Below are 18,502 nucleotides of genomic sequence, written 5' to 3' on the forward strand. Positions count from 1 at the left end.
TGAAGAAACTAGGAAAAAAAAAATTTATGAATAATCATATTCATTTCACAAAAAGCATTCGGATAAATCTGACAATTTAAGTTAAAAAAATTTTTATGAAAAGTTATTTACAGTCATTTTGAATCGGCGTAACATCCATCTCATCAACTTCATACGTATTGTTGAAATCTTTTCGCCGAGTTCCGGAGACGGAAGCGGGGGACCCACCGTCCAATCTGGACTGGGGTGAATCCTCAAGTGAGGTAGGGCCAACCTAGGCAAGCCCGAATCCGACAGCTAACCTCGTAGGCGTTATTAGGGGGATCCGACTCATGCAGTGATATGCCACTGGAGCCGTTTCTTGCTCCTGTGGTTTTTTGTTCGTTTCTAATGTTAAATTAAGTTAAAAAAATAAAAAAAGAGGTTGTTAAAATGACTGATTTATTCGCAATCGCTTTACTGATTGGTTTAGTGGCGTCTATGAATGTGATGATTCGCTCGATTGATCGGATGCACTGGAATGAACAGGGGTGACGACATGTATATCGTGCTTTTGGCAATTGGAATTGGGTATCTCGCTTACTTGACCGTTGCATTACTAAAACCAGAAAAATTTTAAGGATAGAGGAGAATGACGAAAGATGTGGGTTACATTCATCATCACATTGAGTCTGCTCATCACAATCACGATGACAGCCAGTGCCATGTTAGGTGGCTATATTGGACGGCGGTTTGTACCGATTCAAGAACGACCAAACTATGTCGGGAAAGCGCTCGAGACAAGAATTACACGTCGTCTTCGAATAAATGAGCGTGAAAAGCAAACATGGTTTGGCTATGCAAAAGATTTTTTGACACTCAATTTACTATTTTTATTGATTGGTTATGTGTTGCTTCGCTTTCAAGGAGTGTTGCCCTTCAATCCGAATGGGGCCGTCAACTTAGACTGGCATCTAGCCTTCCATACGGTCATCAGTTTTATGACCAATACAGACCAACAGCACTATTCAGGTGAGGCGCTCTCTCACTTATCACAGATGTTCGTCTTATCGACACTCATGTTCGTGGCGCCAACGATGGCATTGACGATGGCGCTGGCTTTCATTCGAGCGATTCTTGGAAAGCAGATTGGTCAGTTCTATTTCGACTTTGTACGCGTCATCGTGTACGTGCTCTTACCAATCAGCTTATTTTTCGGTATGTTTTTGATTGCGTTTGGTGTCCCACAAACCCTTAGTCCGAATGCTGTCGTCACAACGCTCGAAGGGGCGAGCCAAACGATTCAACGAGGACCGATCGCATCATTTGAGGTCATCAAACAGCTCGGGAATAACGGTGGGGGCTACTATGCGGTAAATGGTGCGCATCCATTTGAAAACCCAAGCAAGTGGACGAATTACATCCATCTTTTCTTGATGCTCTTATTACCGATGTCATTGCCGTTCATCTACGGGTCGATGGCGAAGAAACGAAAACAAGGATTCCTTTACTTTGGTGTCATGCTTTTCTTGTTCGTCATTGGAACAGTGGCCATGTACGCCACTTTGTACTCGAACCCCTCTTTACATGGACAAGAGATGCGCTTCGGGGCAATTGGTACAGCGCTTTACGGTGCGGTGACGACAGCTGCTGAGACTGGCGCAGTCAATGCGATGCACGACTCGCTTCCATCTCTTAGCGGCATCATCTTGATGGGAAACATGATGTTGAACGTTGTCTTTGGTGGGGTCGGTGCCGGGTTTATGAATTTGATGATGTATGTAATCATCACCATTTTTGTCGCAGCTTTCTTGATTGGACAGACGCCAACCGTGCTCGGGAAGAAAATCGAGGGACGCGAGATGAAGCTTGTCGCATTAACGCTTCTTGTTTCCCCACTCCTTATTTTAGGATTTACGGCTTTGGCGCTCGTTGTACAGCCAGGACAGGACGCCATCACGAATGCGGGACCTCATGGGATTTCACAAATCTTGTATGAGTATACATCCGCTGTCGCCAACAACGGATCCGGATTCGAAGGTTTATTGGATGCGACGCCGTTTTGGAATATCACGGCAGGCTTTGCGATGTTCTTCGGTCGATATATTCCGCTTTTATTAATGGTGGCGATGGCAGGTAGCCTTCAAATGAAACCACGTGTCACGGACGATGGGGCACTTCGGACCGACACGCCGCTATTTACATCACTTCTGTTCGGTGTGATTGTCACTGTCGGTGCCTTGACCTTTTTACCAGTGTTGTTGCTTGGACCATTCGCCGAATGGCTCATGATACGTTGAACATAGGAGAGAATAGAAGATGAATGAACTAGAAAAACAGACACGCCGCTTTGACACGAGCTTAATTGTTGCTGCCATGTGGGACGGAGTCAAAAAACTAGATCCACGGACGATGGTGAAACAACCGGTCATGTTCCTCGTATGGGGCGGATTCTTATTATCGCTCGTTTATACGATGCTGTCAGACGAGATGCGAGGATTTCACTTGGCAGTGACGCTCATTTTGCTCGTCACGTTATGGTTCGCCAATTTTGCCGAAGCGATTGCAGAAGGACGAGGGAAGGCGCAGGCAGCTACCCTTCGAGCATCTAAAAATGATGTGATGGCACGTCGAATTGTGAAAGATGGGATTGAAGAAGTCGCTTCGTCGCTCCTTCGAAAAGGAGATATCGTCGAAGTGCGCGCCGGAGACTACCTGCCGGGAGACGGCGAAATTATCGCCGGGCTTGCTTCGATTGATGAATCTGCGATTACAGGGGAATCGGCGCCAGTGATTAAAGAGTCTGGCGGAGACTTCTCTTCCGTCATCGGGGGAACGCTTGTCGTCAGTGACCGGATTGAGGTCGAGATTACAAGCAACCCAGGTGAATCGTTCCTTGACCAGATGATTACCCTTGTCGAGGGCTCGAAACGTCAAAAAACACCGAATGAGATTGCCTTGTCCCTGCTTCTTGTTTCGCTCAGTATGATTTTCTTACTCGTCGTTTTGACACTCCCTGCGTTTACGAACTATCTCGGCTTCCAATTGTCACCACCCATTTTAATTGCACTTCTCGTTTGTCTCATTCCGACAACGATTGGTGGACTCTTATCCGCCATCGGGATTGCCGGAATGGACCGGGTCACGCGATTCAATGTCATTGCGATGAGCGGGAAAGCCGTTGAGGCGGCTGGAGACATTCGAACCATCATTTTAGATAAGACGGGGACCATCACGTTCGGAAACCGGATGGCATTTGAAGTCCTTCCAGTAGAAGGAATCACAGCTTCGCAAGCGCTTGGAGTCGCCGTCTTGACGTCTTTGGAAGACGAGACACCAGAGGGGCGCTCTGTATTGACGCTTGCAAAAGAACGTTGGGGAGAATTAGATGAGTCACCGAAACAAGATGCGGTGATCATTCCATTCAAAGCAGAAACACGTATGTCGGGACTCGACTTGGCAGACGGTCGACGTGTCCGAAAAGGTGCGGCGTCCGCCGTCATTGACTGGGTGAGTGCTCAAGGTGGGATGATTCCGAGCGACTTACAGGATCAAGTCGATGCGATTTCGAAAGAAGGCGGCACACCGCTCGTCATCTCAGAAGATGCACGGATTGTCGGCGTGATTCACTTGAAAGATACGGTGAAACCGGGTATGCGTGAACGCTTCGATCGCTTGCGTCAGATGGGAATCAAGACCATCATGTGCACGGGAGATAATCCGTTGACGGCCGCGACGATTGCACGCGAAGCTGGTGTCGATGAATTCGTAGCGGAATGTAAACCAGAAGATAAGATTCGTGTCATCAAAGCAGAACAAAAAGCAGGTCATCTTGTCGCAATGACGGGGGACGGTACGAATGATGCCCCGGCGCTCGCACAGGCAGACGTCGGTCTCGCCATGAACTCGGGGACACAGGCCGCGAAAGAAGCGGCGAATATGATTGATTTAGATTCGGATCCGACCAAAATCATTGAAGTGGTCGAAATCGGTAAGCAGTTACTGATGACACGCGGGGCTTTGACGACGTTCTCGATTGCGAACGATGTGGCCAAATACTTCGCCATCTTGCCGGCTATGTTCGTTGCATTTATCCCAGAGATGGATTGGTTGAACGTGATGCGTCTCGGCTCACCTGAGTCAGCCATCTTGGCCGCACTTTTGTTCAATGCCTTGATCATCCCACTTCTCATTCCAGTTGCGATGAAAGGGGTTCGTTACGACCCGGTCGGTCCCGAGAAGTTGTTACGTCGAAATTTACTCGTTTATGGTGTCGGTGGTGTGATTGTCCCGTTTTTGGGAATCAAATCGCTCGACATCGTCTTAAACTTATTCATGTGAGGTGGACCGAATGTCTTCTATAAAACAAGCAGGTATCGTCGTCAGTTTGACGATGATCTTATGCGGTGTGGCTTATCCACTCGCTTTAACAGTGGCAGGTCAGGCACTATTTCCGAGTCAAGCTGAAGGTAGTTTGATTGAACGCGATGGTGAACAGATTGGATCAAAGTGGATCGCACAACCTTTCGTTTCGGAAGGTTACTTCCACGGCCGACCAACAGCAGTCGATCAACTCACTGGTCAATCGGGCGGCGATAACATGGCAGAAAGTAATCCGGACCGTCCGAAACACGATCCCGAACTTGCGGGAGCGATTGAGACATCCGGATCTGGACTTGATCCGCATATCTCGATAGAACATGCGATGTCACAAGTCGATCGTATCAGCGACGCACGTTCGATGGCGACGGCTGAAGTCGAAGGCGTCATTCAAGACACGGCTGAGGGTGAATCGTACGTCAATGTCTTGATGATGAATCTTGCACTAGATGAGTTGAACTGATGCGAGGCAAACTTCGACTTTATATCGGAGCCGCACCGGGTGTAGGCAAAACGTATAAAATGTTGGCAGATGCACGGGCTCGTCAGCAAGAAGGGGTCTCGGTCATGATTGGATTGATTGAGACACATGGACGAAACGAAACAGAGGCGATGATTGGCGATTTGCCAATCGTCCCTCTTCTTTCGCTATTTTATAAAGGACACGAACTGAAAGAGTTAGACGTCGAGACCATCTTATCGTTTCATCCTGATATCGTCCTCGTTGATGAGTTGGCTCATACGAATGCCCCAGGCTCAGTGCGGGCAAAGCGATACCAGGACGTGCAGGTGTTGTTAGAGAACGGAATCGATGTATATGCGGCCGTTAATATTCAGCATTTTGAGAGTCTACTGTTGACCGTGAAAGGCATCACAGGCGTAGAGGTAAGAGAACGGATTCCAGATCTGTTCCTCAATCAGGCTGATGAGATTCTGCTCGTCGATGTGACGCCGCAGACGTTACAAGAGCGGATGAGACAAGGGAAGATTTATCGACCGGACAAAATTGAACAAAGTCTGTCGTCATTTTTTACGCTGACCAATCTATCGAGTCTGCGTGAGATTGCGCTTCGACAAGTAGCGGATGAAGTCGATGATCAAGTCTATAAAAAAAAAAAAAATGTGGTGTCTGATCCGACGCTCCTCCAAGAGAGGATCATGGTCTGTATTCAGCTCAATGACAATGCGAGACATTTGATCTATCGAGGATTTCGCATGGCGAGTCGACTCAAAGCGAAACTTTATATCTTGTCTGTCCTCCATGGTGAGGAGAGAAAATTGACACCTGAGCAGACTGCCATTCTAAAAGAAGTTCGAGAGCAAGGTGCATCATTCCAGGCAGAAGTGATTGTCTTGAATGTACCGAGGAAAGAACTAACGAAGAGTTTAACGACTACGGCACGAGAAAAACGCATTACCCAATTGATTCTTGGACAATCAGCAAGGACACGCTGGCAAGAAGTCATGCGCGGGTCGATTGTGAATGTCATCATGCGGGAATTGAAGCAGGTGGACATCCATATCGTCTCGGATCAAACGTGACAGGTGTGACGGGTCGTATGAACGGGAAGAGTGAATCATGCGAACAAAGGAGGGGTTTTATGAAATATTTAGTCACAGGAGCAACGGGGAAACTCGGCTCGAAAATTGTAGAGGAACTACTCAAATCGATTGATGCGAGTGAGCTCGCTGTAAGTGTACGGAATCCGGAGAAGGCGGCGTCTCTTAAAGAGCGTGGCGTTGATGTGCGACACGGTGATTTTGATCAGCCAGACACACTCGATGAAGCGTTCAAAGGAGTTGAGCGTCTCTTGATCATCTCGGCAGATGGCGATAACGATACGCGGATTCGTCAACATACGAACGCGGTCGAGGCGGCGAAACGGGCAGGTGTCTCATTCATTGCCTACACGAGTCTCGCCGATGCGACAGACAGTGAAAACTTGATGGCACCCCCACATGTCGTCACAGAGGAAGCGATTGTCGAGTCCGGTATTCCGTATGCATTCTTACGGAACAACTGGTACTTAGAGAACGAGTTATCAAGCATTCAAGCGGTGATTGACGGGGCACCATGGATCACGGCGGCTCGAGATGGGAAAGTCGGATGGGCACTGCAACAAGATTACGCGGAAGCCGCATCGAATGTTCTGTTAAAAGAACAACAGGACAATGCGGTCTACGAGCTATCAGGACCACTTCATACCCAGCAAGATCTTGTAGACGCGCTCAGTGAAGTGTTAGGTCGTGAAGTGATGATGCAGGAGTTGAGTCTCGAGGCATACGAAGAGACGATGCGCGGGGCTGGATTGCCAGAGGAAGTCGTTGCGATTCTTGCGGGGATTCAGCGAAGCATTCGTCAAGGAACGCTCGAAATTCATGAGAGTGACTTCGAACCGGTTCTCGGACGCCCGGTCACACCTCTTCAAGAAGGAATTCGTCAATTGCTCGACCGATAAGTAAAATGCCCTCGACCACTTGGTCGAGGGCATTTGTGTTAGGCGCGAGTGGCGTGATCCTCGAGTTGAGTCGTCACGTCTTCAAGCGAATTCGCGGTTAGAGCGAGTCGGTCCGACATCGAGCTGAGTTCTTTTTGAATGGCGACTTGCTCTTCCGTTGCTGCGGCAACATGGTGAATCTGTTGTTGAAGTTCATTCGCCGCATATTTCGTCGATTCAAGTCGTGTTTCGAGTGCTTCCATCTGTGTCGTGACCCGCTGGCGTGTCTCTTGAATCGAAGCAATTTGTTCGTCGATTTCTGATACATCTTCTGTAAGACGGCCAAAGACAGCCGTCACATCGTTCGTGACCGTTTGACAGTTTTCGGTCGCTTGTTTGAAGAGGTGAGCGGACTTCGAGACGACAGTCGTATCTTCCATCAATCCACCGAGGACTCGGGTCATCTCGGATGCATATTCACGCGATTGGACAGCGAGTTTCCCGACTTCGGAGGCGACAACGGCGAATCCTCGTCCAGCCTCACCGGCACGAGCCGCTTCAATAGATGCATTCAAGGCGAGCATGTTCGTCTGTTCACTGATCGAACCGACTTGTTGCAAGATTCCTTGGATTTCATTTGAACGATTCGACATCGTCGCAACAATCCGGTCGAGTTGTTCTGATTCGGTAATGATTTCTTGTACTTTTGTTTCCATTAGTCGCATGTCTTTGTTCCCAGCAAGGGCATCTTTAGCGATGCGCGAGGATGCTGCGGCCGTTTGAGCCATTCGTTCTTGAATGAGCGCTGTCAAAGACCGAATCGAGTGAATTTCATCTGCCCCTTGCACCATGGAGGTTTGTTGGGATGAAGCATGCGCGACAATCGGGTCGACCGTGACAGCGATTTGCTCACCAGATTCAAGAGACTGGTTAGCGGCAGATTCAAGCTCTTCGGCGTGACTGTTTAACGATTGAACGAGGGCGCTGACATCATGAATCGCTTGTTGTAACAACTGTCGTGTTTCTTGCTCCTGTGCCTCGGCATGTTGCGTCTCGTTATTACGGAAGTGGATTTGGGCGACAAGCACAACACTCAGAAGAATCAAGTACACGGCATGGACGAGTAGTAAACTGAACGGATAGTCGCTTGTTCCACAAATCATCTCAGGGATTAAAAAGTATCCGACTAGATGTTGCACAGCAAAGATTCCGGCACTATACAAAATCAAGTCGATGCGACGCATAAACGACAAAATCGCCAAAAAAACAAAAATGGAGAAGTGATATTCAACAAGTCCTTGTCCTCCAGCAACGGTCGAGATGCTTGCGAAGGTGAGTGTCAGCATCATCCAATAAGGAAATGCTACGGATTCTCGCTTAGCGGTGACGATCATCATTCCAAAGAAGATGATTGGAAGGGCGAACAAGACCCATGTTACTCCAGAGTACACGTAACCGTCCGCACCGTTTCGCAGAATCGTATACGCATAGGCAAAGTCCGTGAAACGATGTAGCAAATGGACAACAACCGACGTCATCACAATCAATAACGTCGTCAACAACATCAACTGATTTCTTTTAATCAAACTCATCATTCTTTCCTCACATTCTCGTGTTCATTTGTTGTAGCTCTATACATATCGGATGAATAGTATAGAAGTTTATACGGATTACATGTTCAATACACAAAAAAAGAGCATAAAGCTCTCCATCATAAAATTTCAATTCAATCCAAGCCATTTTTTAACCGTTTTTCGGAAGATGTACGTCACGACAATCAAGCCGACGAAGACGAGCGCGGCAATGAAAATCGTGGTGACATTGCCTGAGGCGAGGCTAGCCCCGAGGAAGCTGTAGGCGAACGTACCTGGGATCATGCCGAGCACGGTCGCCGGTACGAAGGCGCGGAAGCGAACACGTGAGATTCCACCGGCATAACTAAGTAAGTCGAAACTGACGAGCGGGATGAGCCGGAGGACAAAAAAATATAAAAAGCCACGACGCTCCATTTGTGTGAACAGTTTCTCTGACCATGGATAGCGGTCGACGTTGATGACTGAGCGTCAAAAAAAACGCCCCATCACATAACCGGTCGTCGCAGCAGCAGTTGCACCAATAATGATATAGAGGACACCTGGCCATACGCCGAACGCGAGTCCGGCTCCGAGCGAGAGGACGGATGTCGGTAAAAATGCGACCGGACCGATGGCATAAAGAAAAATAAAGAAGAGTGGACCCCAAAATCCGAATGACAAGACGATGTCCCGGATGTCAGACGGACGCAACTCATAGTGGAAATGGGTGATATAGAACAAAGATCCAAACACGAGAAGAAAGAGTGTGAGTTTGAGTGGTCGTGACAAGTTGTCCGCTCCTTTCGTAACCGAATGTATCTGATGTTAGTATACTGCATCTCCATGCAACATAAATGCGAGCCGGCTTACAAAAGGTGTAACGAGGTGGAGCAAAGGGGTAGCTATCCGAATCGAAACTTAGGTCAATGCTTTCTAAACATTGCTTCATTTTTCACAAATTCGACATGATAAATAGAATGGGAGGGAAAAAAAAAAAAAATTTAAGCATGTCTAAGAAGTTTACAGTATTGATTTCATTATTCGTTGTGACACTCGTCATGATTTCAATGTTAAGCCATGTGTTGATTGGAAGAATGGCTGATGCCGGAGAAAAGATATACGAAGAGAGATTGATTCCGATTCGTGCCATTGGACAGTTGAGAACCGATAATCGTGCAATCGACAGTCACTTGTTAGAACTAATGTTGACGACCGAAAGTGCTCGAAATGAAGAAAAACAAAAAAATATTGAAGAGCGTCGGGAGAGTATGGTTACCGATCTCGAAGTATTTAATGATTCGATTTCGACAGAAGATCCTGAATTAATGAGTCGAATCGAAAAGTTGAATGAGGAGACGAACGCATATTTGGAAAGCATAGACGTCGTATTGCAACCTGCATTACGAAATGAAAATGAATCTGCTTACCGACAATATGGAACAGAATTACGACCAATTCGACTTGCGCTTGTTGAGACAGCGAAAGAAGTTATGGATCAGTTGAATGTGGATGCGGAAACGGCCAGTGATACGATGCGGTCTGATCGAGAGCGTGCTGTGTTTATCTTTTGGGGTCTTGTCATTTTGGGAGCTACGCTTTCAATTGGATTAGGCGTCTACATCACGCGCCTTGTGGTTGGTCCGGTGAAAGAATTGAACGTATTGATGAGTCGTGCCGGTGAAGGGGATTTGACAGTCAATAGCACATACACATCACGCGATGAAATCGGGGCGCTCGCACAGTCATTCAATCAGATGAAAGAAAGTTTACGAGAGTTGATTGGTGGAGTGACTTCGACTGCTGGGCGTGTGGCGACTTCATCGGACGATTTGAAAAATAACGTAGAAGAAACGACAAAAGCGACAGAGATGGTAGCTGTGACGATGGAAGAAATCGCTTCGGGTTCACTCCATCAGTTGAAACGGGTCAAGTCTTCAAATGGTACCCTTTCAGAATTGACGAATGGCATTCACCAAGTCTCTGATCGTGCTCAACAGATGACTGTATTATCGGAAGGGGCATTGGACAAAGTACAATCAGGGAATGAGCTAATCGAAACGCTTGAACATCAGCTTGAAGCGATGAATGAAAAAGTGAAGACGTTGCAACAAGTCATTGAGCAGCTTAATACTCGTTCTCAAGAGATTGGTACAATCAGTGGGACCATTTCAGGAATTGCAGAGCAAACGAACTTACTTGCATTAAATGCAGCAATCGAGGCAGCTCGCGCAGGAGATCAGGGACGTGGGTTTGCAGTCGTTGCTGCAGAAGTACGAAAACTTGCGGAAGAATCAGCCGATGCGACCAAACAAATTTCCTCTCTAATTCATCACACACAGACAGAAACAAAGCATGCCGTAGAGACGATGCATGTCGTAGAAGGTGATATGGGACAGAGTGTGACGAACGTGCGGCAGACAGGTGTTGCGTTTGATGAAATTAAAGTGGCCATTGAAGAAGTCGGGCAACAAATAGAAGAAGTGTCCAGTGCTGTACAAGAAATGGCGGCGGGAGCGACAGAAGTGTTGAACTCTGTGAATGAGATTCAAGGAATTACTGAATCGACTGCCACAGAAACAGAGAACACATCAGCAGCTACTGAAGAACAGATGGCATCAATGGAAGAAATTACGGCAGCCGCTCAAGAATTATCGAATATGGCGGATGAGATGCGAGAGATGACGAATCGATTTACTGTGTAAATGAAAAGAGTCCGAAAATTAGTCGGACTCTTTTTTATTTTTTTGTTGTCCTTCGTAGTGCTGAATCCATTCCTCGACAGTCATCTTCTCGACGAGTTCTCCGACCAAGTCAAACGGGATTCGCTTCACGTTATTGAAACGGATACAGCTTTTCCCCATATCAAGTTTCGTCGGGACACGACTCGCATACTCCCGTTCGAACCAAGCGAGTAATTCAGGGTCGGCGTAAATGCCCATGTGATACAGTCCGACATGGCGCTTTTGCGCGATTACACTGATAAACGGTAGTGGCGTCCCCGGTGTGACATGATACCCGGACGGATATCGATCGAGTGGAACGACGTAATGGACACCATGTCCGTCCGTCGTTTTTTCAAATCCGCTTGGTAAATGATCATCGATGACCTCGAGCAGATGAATAAATGAATCGAGCCGTGCCTCGTCGACGAGTGCCGTCACATCCATCATGATTCGCCTCCTCGTAAGATCTTCTCCATTTTCTTCCCTTTTGCCAACTCATCGATGAGTTTGTCCAAATAACGGATCTCACGCATGAGTGGTTCTTCAACGTTCTCGACACGAACCCCACAGACGACACCTTTGATGAGGGCGCGGTCTTCATTCAGACGAGGTGCTGAAGCGAAAAACGTATCAAAATCGACTTGATTGGCTATCTGACGTTCGAGTCCGGTCTCATCGTAACCGGTCAACCATTCGATGATGGTGTCGACTTCTTCCTTCGTCCGTCCTTTGCGTTCGGCTTTGGCGACGTAGAGTGGATAAACGCTCGCGAAACTCGTGGTATAGATTCGGTGACCCATCTTTCATTCATCTCCTTCTTAGCGAAAATTCTTACTTCCATTCTCTCACAAATTACGATACGCTTATATAAAGTATTTTGTTGCATTTGCAACAAAAAGCAGAGGTGTCTAATGATGCATGACCATTTACGCGAGATCGGGATGATTGCGCGTGCCCTCGATTCAATCAGCAACATTGAATTCAAGGCACTCGGTTTAAAAAAAGGGAAGTACTTGTACATCGTTAGGATTTTTGAACACCCAGGTATCATTCAAGAACGGCTAGCAGAGTTGATTAAGGTAGACAGGACGACCGCCGCACGTGCCATCAAGAAACTGGAGCAAGAAGGATGGATTGAGAGGCGACCAGATCTTGATAATCAGAAAATCAGACGTTTATACGTGACGGAGAAAGGAGAGGTATTGTACCCGCTCATCATTCGCGAACACGAATATTCTACATCGGTCGCATTATCAGGATTCGACGAGAAAGAAAGTGAGGAGTTGTTACGCCTTTTGAAAAAAGTACGACGTAATGTTGAAACAGATTGGACCGAAGTGAAGAAAGGCAAGTATCGAGAATACTGAGAGGAGCGAGAACATGATTGAAATCTCAAAAGTGACAGACGTAGAAGCCTTACGTCACATTAGCATCCAGACATTTACGGAGACGTTCGCACGTCACAACACAGAAGAACATTTGAACGCTTACTTAGAAAAAGCGTATGCGCCTGAGCAGTTGCAGCATGAGTTGGCACATCCCGATTCTTATTTTTATTTTGCACATGTAAAAGGTGAGTTGGCAGGCTATTTGAAAGTGAACGTACGCGATGCTCAATCTGAACCGATGGGCGAAGATGCGATTGAAATCGAACGAATCTACGTATTAGAAGCGTTTCAAGGTCAAGGGGTGGGGAAAGCGTTATTTACTCAAGCAACCGAATTGACGAAGGAACTACACAAACGAAAGATGTGGCTCGGCGTATGGGAACACAATGAAAGAGCGATTCAATTTTATCGACGAAACGGGTTCGGACAAACGGGTGTCCACACATTCTTTATGGGAGAGGATGCACAAAACGACCTCATTTTCATGAGGCCGTTCACGGACTAAAGCCATTCTGACAAGTTGTTCAAGTTCGGATAGATGGCATCTGGTTCTATATCAAATGCTTCAAATGGTAAGTCATTCCGATTGATCCAGACCGCATGGAAGCCAAAGTTTTTCGCCCCGGCGATGTCCCATCCGTTCGACGATAAGAAGAGCACCTCGTCACGACGAAGACCAGACGTTTTGAACCAATTCATGTAGGCGGCAGGCGTCGGTTTAGGTTGTTTGATGCCGTCGACGCTGACAACCTCATCAAAGTAATCGGTGAGACCGGCGTTGTGAAGCAATGCCTTAAGCATCTCGTCCGTCCCGTTTGAGAGAATGACGGTCTTCACGTCATGCATCTCTTTTAGGACCGATTCGATCTCCTTATACGGGGTGAGGTGCGCATACGATGCAGTCAGACGTTGTTCGATTTCCTTTGTGAATGGTGCGTCATGCACGGCTAATGCGTAACGGAGTGCGTCCCGGGTCACTGTATCGAAATCTTCATAGCGTCCCATCATGTGCCGCCAAAAGAAATACTCAAGTTGTTTCGTCCGCCACACTTGGCTGATGGCTGCTCCCTTTTCAGGGAACTCTTGTTCACAGGCATCCTTTACCGAATGGACGTCGAATAAGGTGCCGTATACGTCAAAGACGATGGCTTTAATCGTTGGTTTCATAAATAACATCCCTCCTTCTGTGTCGTTATACCCGTCTTGTTCAGAATATAATAGGAGAAAGGGGGTTCGACATGTATATTCCAAAACAATATTCCGTCACAGAACGAGCAGAGATTTATACATTTCTTCATGCCAATCCGTTCGGCACGATTGTGACGCATGACGGGGATAAGCCGATTGCGACGCACGTCCCGTTACGATTCGATGAGGCGAACGGTCAACTGACGACCCATGTCGCAAAAGCGAATCCGCAGTGGCGAACAATTGAAGATCAAACCGTTCTTGTCATCTTTCAAGGACCAAGTGCTTACGTGTCAGCGTCATGGTATGGCCATGAGGACGTCTCGACATGGAACTATCAAGCCATACACATGTATGGACGTGCGACGATTCTCAATGAAAGCGAGTTGGTTGAGGAACTAGCCGGATTACTTCACGAGCATGAAGGCGAACGTGAGCATGCGGTGCGTTGGGATGCATTATCCGAACCGGTGAAACGACAAATGAACGGTGTCGTCGGGTTTCGGATCGACATCACCGATATGCAGGCGACGTTCAAGTTAAGCCAAAACCGAAACGACGTGGACCATGAACGGATCGTATCGGAGCTTGAAAAACAAGATGAACCGATCGCGGACGTCATGCGACAACATCGAAAGTCCTGATAAACCTGTCCTAAAACGACAGGTTTTTTCATTTTTCTTTATCGAATAGCAGTTGACACGAAGGAATAGCAAGTCTATACTCATAACTGATAATGATTATCAGTATCGAGAAAATAGAGAAGTAGAAAAAGGAGAAGAAACACGTGAACAAGACAATGAAGAAGTGGTTACATATGTTTATTTTTGCTTCAGCTTTTGCACTCATCTTAGCCGGCTGTGGCTCGGAAGAAGCTGAGAACGCTTCCACGAACGAAGGGACGGAAGAGTCAGCAGAAGGATATCCAATCACAATCGAGCATGCGTTCGGTGAGACTGTCATCGAAGAAAAACCAGAGCGTGTCGCAACGATTTCGTGGGGAAACCATGACGTCGCACTTGCACTCGATGTCGTACCGGTCGGATTTTCAGCTGCGAACTACGGTGTCCAAGATGATAGCGGGATGCTCCCATGGACAGCAGAGAAGTTGACAGCGCTTGGCGAAGAGAACCCGAACATCTATCAAGACACGGACGGATTAGACTTTGAAGCAATCGCAGATTCAAATCCCGATGTCATCTTGGCCGCCTACTCAGGCATCACGCAAGAAGACTATGACACGCTTAGCCAAATCGCACCGGTCGTGGCATATCAAGAAACACCTTGGGTCACCTCATGGCAAGACATGGTTCGTTATGACTCACTCGCAATGGGACTTGGTGAAGAAGGCGAACAGTTAATCAAAGACACGGAGCAGTTGATTACTGACAAAGCGACAGCCGTTCCTGAGATTGCTGGAAAGAAAGCCGCTTTCGTCTCGATGAGCGCAGAAGATCTTTCAAAATTCTATATCTATACAACAGGTGATCCTCGTGGTGCCTTCATCGAAGAACTCGGCATGGAGTACCCACAAAACATTGTCGACGAAGATGAAAAAGCAAATAGCTTCTATCTCGAGCTCAGCAAAGAGAACGCCGACATTTTGAACGACGTCGACATCTTCGTCACATACGGAAATGAAGACACGTTGAAGGCGCTTCAAGCAGACCCGCTCTACAGTAAAGTACCAGCCATCGAACGCGGATCGGTCGTATTGATTGAAGACAATACGCCACTCGCAGCGGCTGGAACACCGACGCCACTCTCGATTGAATATACGATTGATGAGTACGTTTCACGCGTATCGGATGCCCTTGCGAAAGTAAAATGATGCAAAATCAGGTGAAACAGATGCATACCCCGAAGTACTTCCCGCTCCTGTTAGTTGGGACGCTCGTACTGACGGTGCTATGCATCGTGGCATCCCTTGCCTTCGGCTCTCGAACAGTCGGGTGGAATGAACTGCTGGACGGTTTATTCCGTCCGGCTGTTCAGTCGTATGAGGCAGATATTGTCCGGGAGCGGGTCGTCCGGACAATTTTCAGTTTTATGTGTGGCGCAGCACTCGGTGTGGCGGGTGCACTCATGCAGTCGGTGACGCGTAACCCAATCGCTGACCCGAGTATTCTTGGGGTCAACACGGGAGCAGCGCTCGCCGTCGTCATCGGCATCGCATTCTTCAACATCGCGACGGCGAGTGCGTTCATCTGGTTTGCGCTCGTTGGGGCGCTATTGACGGCCATTTTCGTTTTCGGCATCGGTTCACTCGGAAGGGGAGGGGCGACCCCGCTCAAACTCGTCTTGGCGGGAGCGGCGACAAGTGCAGCATTATCGTCGCTCGTCATGGCTCTTATGATTCCACGCTCAAACGTCATGGACCAGTTCCGCTTTTGGCAAGTAGGGAGTGTCGGTGCGGGAAATCTGGATTCGATTTTTACATTTTTACCGTTTCTTCTAATCGGTCTCGTGATTGCGGTAGTGACCGCACCTTCCTTGAACGCACTTGCGCTCGGGGAGGAGATGGCGAAGAGTCTTGGTGTTCGGACGGGGACATTGAAGTTGACCGCCTCGTTCGCAGGCGTGATTCTGTGTGGGGCTGCGACTGCACTCGCTGGACCGATTGGGTTTATCGGACTTCTCGCCCCACATTTGATTCGACTCGTGCTCGGTCCTGACCAACGCTACCTCATGCCGATGTCTGCCTTAGCAGGTGCCATCATCTTGACCTTCTCGGATGTCATGGGACGTTTGCTTGGAAGTCCGGGTGAACTTGAGGTCGGGATTGTGACGGCGTTCATCGGGGCACCGATCTTGATTCTATTGACAATGAAAGTGAAAGTAAGAGGACTATGATGCAACCAGCGATTGAACAAATCAGACAAGGTCGCATGAAGCGACGCCGTCGCTATGTCGGGATGACGCTTCTTTTGACCATCATAGCGGTAGCATTGAGCGGGTTGATGCTCATGTTGGGCAATACGATTTATCCGGTTCAGGATGTCATCCGCGTCTTGCTCGGGGAAGAGGTAAAAGGGGCGACGTTCGCCGTTGAAGTATTGCGTCTACCACGTATGCTCGCTGGTGTCTTTGCCGGTGCAGCATTTGGTGCCGCGGGAACGATTTTCCAAACGATGCTTCGAAATCCGCTTGCCAATCCAAATGTCATTGGGATCACAACGGGGTCCAGTGCGGCGGCTGTCTTCTGTATCGTCGTCCTACAATCGAGTGAAGCGATAATCTCGATCGCTTCGATTATCGGTGGGCTCGTCACCGTGCTGGTCATCTATTTTCTATCCAAAGGGGCGGCTTTCTCCATCGGTCGTTTGGTGTTAGTTGGAATTGGGATTCAAGCGATGCTAACAGCCGTCATCAATTATCTATTGCTCATCAGCCGACAAAACGATGTCGCGATGGCGATGCGGTGGTTGACAGGAAGTTTAAATGGGGCGAAACTTGAGGAGTTGCCACCTTTAATCATCACGGTACTCATCTGTTTACCGATTGTACTGTTACTTACCCGTCAGCTTGAAATGCTCGAGCTCGGAGAAATGGCGGCGACAGGGCTTGGAATCAACACGAACCAGACCAGACTTCTACTCATTGTGGCGGCAGTATTCATGCTCGCCCTTGCAACAGCGACAACGGGACCGATTGCGTTTATTGCCTTCTTGGCAGGACCGATTGCCAAACGGCTCGTCGGAACGAGCCACGCGGGAATCTTGCCGGCAGCGCTTGTCGGCATCATCTTAGTACTAGCGGCCGACCTCGTCGGACAATTCGCCTTCACGGCACGCTATCCGGTCGGTGTCATCACTGGCATCATCGGCGCGCCTTATCTCTTATACTTGTTGATTCGGATGAACCAGAAAGGGGACTTCTAAATGGCATCCATTATGAAAGTGGAACATCTCACCTCAGGATACGAGGACAAGATGATTTTGAACGATATCAGCCTTGAAATTCCGAGCAATCAAATCAGCATCATCATCGGTGCGAACGGTTGCGGGAAGTCGACACTCCTGAAGACGATGGCACGCCTCATCAAACCGAGTGCCGGTCAAGTGACGCTTTACGATAAGCCGATTTCGAAAATGGCACCGAAAAAGCTAGCGCGTGTCCTCGGGATGTTGCCACAGTCCCCGGTCGTACCGGAAGGAATCACGGTCGCCGATCTTGTCGGTCGTGGTCGTTACCCGCATCAATCGTTCTTAAAGGGCTGGACGAAAGCCGATTACGAAGCTGTCGCCGAGGCGATGGAGATGATGAACATCACGGAGTTCGCGGATCGTCCCATCGACGAGTTGTCAGGCGGACAGCGCCAACGCGTCTGGATTGCGATGGCACTGGCTCAACAGACGGACGTGCTCTTTTTAGACGAGCCGACGACGTATCTCGATATCACGTATCAGGTCGAGATTCTCGATTTGTTGACGGACTTGAATCGAAAGTACGGGACGACAATTGTCATGGTGTTGCACGATATCAACTTGTCGGCACGTTATGCGGACTATATCTTCGCGCTTGACAAAGGGAAGTTGATTGCCGAAGGGAAGCCATCGAACGTCATCACGTGTGATTTGATCCATCGTGTCTTTAACCTCCGCTGTTCGGTCATGTGTGACCCGGTATCCGGTTCACCTTCCGTTATTCCGATTGGGCGTCATCACGTGCAGACTGAAACGGAAGAGGCGGCTGTCGCGCAGCTTGAATTGGTGTGACCACGTATAGAGAGTCAAGAAGGGGCGAGCGCTCCTTCTTTTTTTGTTTATCCATGAAAGCGTTTGTAAAAAGTCATTGACTTCTCTTTGAGGCGGGTGTATGCTATAAATCCTGCCCAAAATGAGAGGCACGGG

Annotated in this window: 20 protein-coding genes and 1 riboswitch; of the genes, 14 read left to right on the top strand and 6 right to left on the bottom strand. The window is 48.2% G+C overall.

Going from position 1 to position 18,502, the window contains the following annotated elements:
• Positions 1-163 precede the first annotated feature (163 nt).
• A riboswitch (cyclic di-AMP (ydaO/yuaA leader) is annotated at positions 164-306 on the top strand.
• A gap of 211 nt (positions 307-517) precedes the next feature.
• Genes kdpF through BBB58_RS04700 form a run of 6 tightly spaced genes read left to right on the top strand, consistent with a single transcriptional unit; the run spans position 518 to position 6,797 of the window.
• A complete protein-coding gene (gene kdpF / locus BBB58_RS15630; protein WP_353048210.1) occupies positions 518-598 on the top strand; it encodes a K(+)-transporting ATPase subunit F in 81 nt (26 codons plus the stop codon).
• A 22-nt stretch (positions 599-620) separates the two neighbouring features.
• The gene (kdpA, locus tag BBB58_RS04680; protein ID WP_074035795.1) at positions 621-2,258 is read left to right on the top strand and encodes a potassium-transporting ATPase subunit KdpA; all 1,638 of its coding nucleotides are present in this window, start codon (positions 621-623) and stop codon (positions 2,256-2,258) included.
• Between the two features lie 19 nt (positions 2,259-2,277).
• A complete protein-coding gene (gene kdpB, locus BBB58_RS04685; RefSeq protein ID WP_074035796.1) occupies positions 2,278-4,299 on the top strand; it encodes a potassium-transporting ATPase subunit KdpB in 2,022 nt (673 codons plus the stop codon).
• A gap of 10 nt (positions 4,300-4,309) precedes the next feature.
• Entirely contained in the window at positions 4,310-4,801 is a 492-nt protein-coding gene (locus tag BBB58_RS04690; RefSeq protein ID WP_074035797.1) for a potassium-transporting ATPase subunit C, read from the top strand.
• Entirely contained in the window at positions 4,801-5,880 is a 1,080-nt protein-coding gene (locus BBB58_RS04695) for a universal stress protein (protein ID WP_208606701.1), read from the top strand. Before BBB58_RS04690 ends, BBB58_RS04695 begins: the two co-directional genes overlap by 1 nt.
• A gap of 59 nt (positions 5,881-5,939) precedes the next feature.
• Positions 5,940-6,797, top strand: a complete 858-nt coding sequence (locus BBB58_RS04700; RefSeq protein ID WP_047794858.1) for an SDR family oxidoreductase — start codon at positions 5,940-5,942, stop codon at positions 6,795-6,797.
• A 38-nt stretch (positions 6,798-6,835) separates the two neighbouring features.
• Here BBB58_RS04700 and BBB58_RS04705 read toward each other — a convergent pair whose 3' ends face one another.
• The 3 genes from BBB58_RS04705 to BBB58_RS15330 form a co-directional block, all read right to left on the bottom strand.
• Positions 6,836-8,368, bottom strand: a complete 1,533-nt coding sequence (locus BBB58_RS04705) for a methyl-accepting chemotaxis protein (protein WP_074035801.1) — start codon at positions 8,366-8,368, stop codon at positions 6,836-6,838.
• A 129-nt stretch (positions 8,369-8,497) separates the two neighbouring features.
• Positions 8,498-8,830, bottom strand: coding sequence for a TVP38/TMEM64 family protein (locus tag BBB58_RS15325; RefSeq protein WP_276327314.1), 333 nt, complete (start codon positions 8,828-8,830; stop codon positions 8,498-8,500).
• A 9-nt stretch (positions 8,831-8,839) separates the two neighbouring features.
• Positions 8,840-9,139, bottom strand: coding sequence for a TVP38/TMEM64 family protein (locus BBB58_RS15330; RefSeq protein WP_244150673.1), 300 nt, complete (start codon positions 9,137-9,139; stop codon positions 8,840-8,842).
• A gap of 218 nt (positions 9,140-9,357) precedes the next feature.
• On the opposite strand from BBB58_RS15330, the gene BBB58_RS04715 reads away from it, so the two are divergent.
• Positions 9,358-11,052 carry a methyl-accepting chemotaxis protein gene (locus BBB58_RS04715; protein WP_074037875.1) on the top strand — a complete coding sequence of 565 codons (1,695 nt, stop codon included), beginning with the start codon at positions 9,358-9,360 and terminating at the stop codon, positions 11,050-11,052.
• 18 nt (positions 11,053-11,070) lie between these two features.
• Here the strand turns inward: BBB58_RS04715 and BBB58_RS04720 are convergent, their stop codons facing one another.
• Both BBB58_RS04720 and BBB58_RS04725 read right to left on the bottom strand, forming a co-directional pair.
• Positions 11,071-11,520, bottom strand: coding sequence for a DUF1801 domain-containing protein (locus tag BBB58_RS04720; RefSeq protein WP_074035804.1), 450 nt, complete (start codon positions 11,518-11,520; stop codon positions 11,071-11,073).
• A complete protein-coding gene (locus BBB58_RS04725) occupies positions 11,517-11,873 on the bottom strand; it encodes a DUF2200 domain-containing protein (RefSeq protein ID WP_012727286.1) in 357 nt (118 codons plus the stop codon). Before BBB58_RS04725 ends, BBB58_RS04720 begins: the two co-directional genes overlap by 4 nt.
• 114 nt (positions 11,874-11,987) lie before the next feature.
• Here BBB58_RS04725 and BBB58_RS04730 point away from each other — a divergent pair, with 114 nt between their 5' ends.
• Both BBB58_RS04730 and BBB58_RS04735 read left to right on the top strand, forming a co-directional pair.
• The gene (locus tag BBB58_RS04730) at positions 11,988-12,440 is read left to right on the top strand and encodes a MarR family winged helix-turn-helix transcriptional regulator (protein WP_074035806.1); all 453 of its coding nucleotides are present in this window, start codon (positions 11,988-11,990) and stop codon (positions 12,438-12,440) included.
• 13 nt (positions 12,441-12,453) lie between these two features.
• Complete coding sequence (locus BBB58_RS04735) at positions 12,454-12,966, top strand: GNAT family N-acetyltransferase (RefSeq protein WP_074035808.1); 513 nt, start codon at positions 12,454-12,456, stop codon at positions 12,964-12,966.
• Here BBB58_RS04735 and BBB58_RS04740 read toward each other — a convergent pair.
• The gene (locus tag BBB58_RS04740) at positions 12,963-13,628 is read right to left on the bottom strand and encodes a haloacid dehalogenase type II (protein ID WP_074035810.1); all 666 of its coding nucleotides are present in this window, start codon (positions 13,626-13,628) and stop codon (positions 12,963-12,965) included. The two genes, BBB58_RS04735 and BBB58_RS04740, sit on opposite strands and share 4 nt — an antisense overlap.
• Positions 13,629-13,699: 71 nt before the next feature.
• Between BBB58_RS04740 and BBB58_RS04745 the strand changes: the two genes are divergently transcribed.
• From BBB58_RS04745 to BBB58_RS04765, 5 genes are all read left to right on the top strand, one after another.
• Entirely contained in the window at positions 13,700-14,293 is a 594-nt protein-coding gene (locus tag BBB58_RS04745) for an FMN-binding negative transcriptional regulator (RefSeq protein WP_074035812.1), read from the top strand.
• 155 nt (positions 14,294-14,448) lie between these two features.
• Entirely contained in the window at positions 14,449-15,480 is a 1,032-nt protein-coding gene (locus BBB58_RS04750) for an iron-siderophore ABC transporter substrate-binding protein (protein ID WP_074037876.1), read from the top strand.
• Between the two features lie 20 nt (positions 15,481-15,500).
• Positions 15,501-16,502 carry a FecCD family ABC transporter permease gene (locus BBB58_RS04755; protein WP_167365514.1) on the top strand — a complete coding sequence of 334 codons (1,002 nt, stop codon included), beginning with the start codon at positions 15,501-15,503 and terminating at the stop codon, positions 16,500-16,502.
• On the top strand, positions 16,499-17,530 hold the full coding sequence (locus tag BBB58_RS04760) for a FecCD family ABC transporter permease (RefSeq protein WP_074035816.1): 1,032 nt from the start codon (positions 16,499-16,501) through the stop codon (positions 17,528-17,530). Before BBB58_RS04755 ends, BBB58_RS04760 begins: the two co-directional genes overlap by 4 nt.
• A complete protein-coding gene (locus BBB58_RS04765; protein WP_074035818.1) occupies positions 17,531-18,367 on the top strand; it encodes an ABC transporter ATP-binding protein in 837 nt (278 codons plus the stop codon).
• Positions 18,368-18,502 lie beyond the last annotated feature (135 nt).

It is taken from the genome of Exiguobacterium profundum (assembly GCF_001909285.1).
GTDB lineage: Bacteria > Bacillota > Bacilli > Exiguobacteriales > Exiguobacteriaceae > Exiguobacterium > Exiguobacterium profundum.

Excerpts from the sequence above, each read along its gene's own strand:
- kdpF (WP_353048210.1), top strand. The coding sequence starts at position 518 with ATGTATATCGTGCTTTTGGCAATTGGAATTGGGTATCTCGCTTACTTG.
- kdpA (WP_074035795.1), top strand. The coding sequence starts at position 621 with ATGTGGGTTACATTCATCATCACATTGAGTCTGCTCATCACAATCACG.
- kdpB (WP_074035796.1), top strand. The coding sequence starts at position 2,278 with ATGAATGAACTAGAAAAACAGACACGCCGCTTTGACACGAGCTTAATT.
- BBB58_RS04690 (WP_074035797.1), top strand. The coding sequence starts at position 4,310 with ATGTCTTCTATAAAACAAGCAGGTATCGTCGTCAGTTTGACGATGATC.
- BBB58_RS04695 (WP_208606701.1), top strand. The coding sequence starts at position 4,801 with ATGCGAGGCAAACTTCGACTTTATATCGGAGCCGCACCGGGTGTAGGC.
- BBB58_RS04700 (WP_047794858.1), top strand. The coding sequence starts at position 5,940 with ATGAAATATTTAGTCACAGGAGCAACGGGGAAACTCGGCTCGAAAATT.
- BBB58_RS04705 (WP_074035801.1), bottom strand. The coding sequence starts at position 8,368 with ATGAGTTTGATTAAAAGAAATCAGTTGATGTTGTTGACGACGTTATTG.
- BBB58_RS04715 (WP_074037875.1), top strand. The coding sequence starts at position 9,358 with ATGTCTAAGAAGTTTACAGTATTGATTTCATTATTCGTTGTGACACTC.
- BBB58_RS04720 (WP_074035804.1), bottom strand. The coding sequence starts at position 11,520 with ATGATGGATGTGACGGCACTCGTCGACGAGGCACGGCTCGATTCATTT.
- BBB58_RS04725 (WP_012727286.1), bottom strand. The coding sequence starts at position 11,873 with ATGGGTCACCGAATCTATACCACGAGTTTCGCGAGCGTTTATCCACTC.
- BBB58_RS04730 (WP_074035806.1), top strand. The coding sequence starts at position 11,988 with ATGCATGACCATTTACGCGAGATCGGGATGATTGCGCGTGCCCTCGAT.
- BBB58_RS04735 (WP_074035808.1), top strand. The coding sequence starts at position 12,454 with ATGATTGAAATCTCAAAAGTGACAGACGTAGAAGCCTTACGTCACATT.
- BBB58_RS04740 (WP_074035810.1), bottom strand. The coding sequence starts at position 13,628 with ATGAAACCAACGATTAAAGCCATCGTCTTTGACGTATACGGCACCTTA.
- BBB58_RS04745 (WP_074035812.1), top strand. The coding sequence starts at position 13,700 with ATGTATATTCCAAAACAATATTCCGTCACAGAACGAGCAGAGATTTAT.
- BBB58_RS04750 (WP_074037876.1), top strand. The coding sequence starts at position 14,449 with ATGAAGAAGTGGTTACATATGTTTATTTTTGCTTCAGCTTTTGCACTC.
- BBB58_RS04755 (WP_167365514.1), top strand. The coding sequence starts at position 15,501 with ATGCATACCCCGAAGTACTTCCCGCTCCTGTTAGTTGGGACGCTCGTA.
- BBB58_RS04760 (WP_074035816.1), top strand. The coding sequence starts at position 16,499 with ATGATGCAACCAGCGATTGAACAAATCAGACAAGGTCGCATGAAGCGA.
- BBB58_RS04765 (WP_074035818.1), top strand. The coding sequence starts at position 17,531 with ATGGCATCCATTATGAAAGTGGAACATCTCACCTCAGGATACGAGGAC.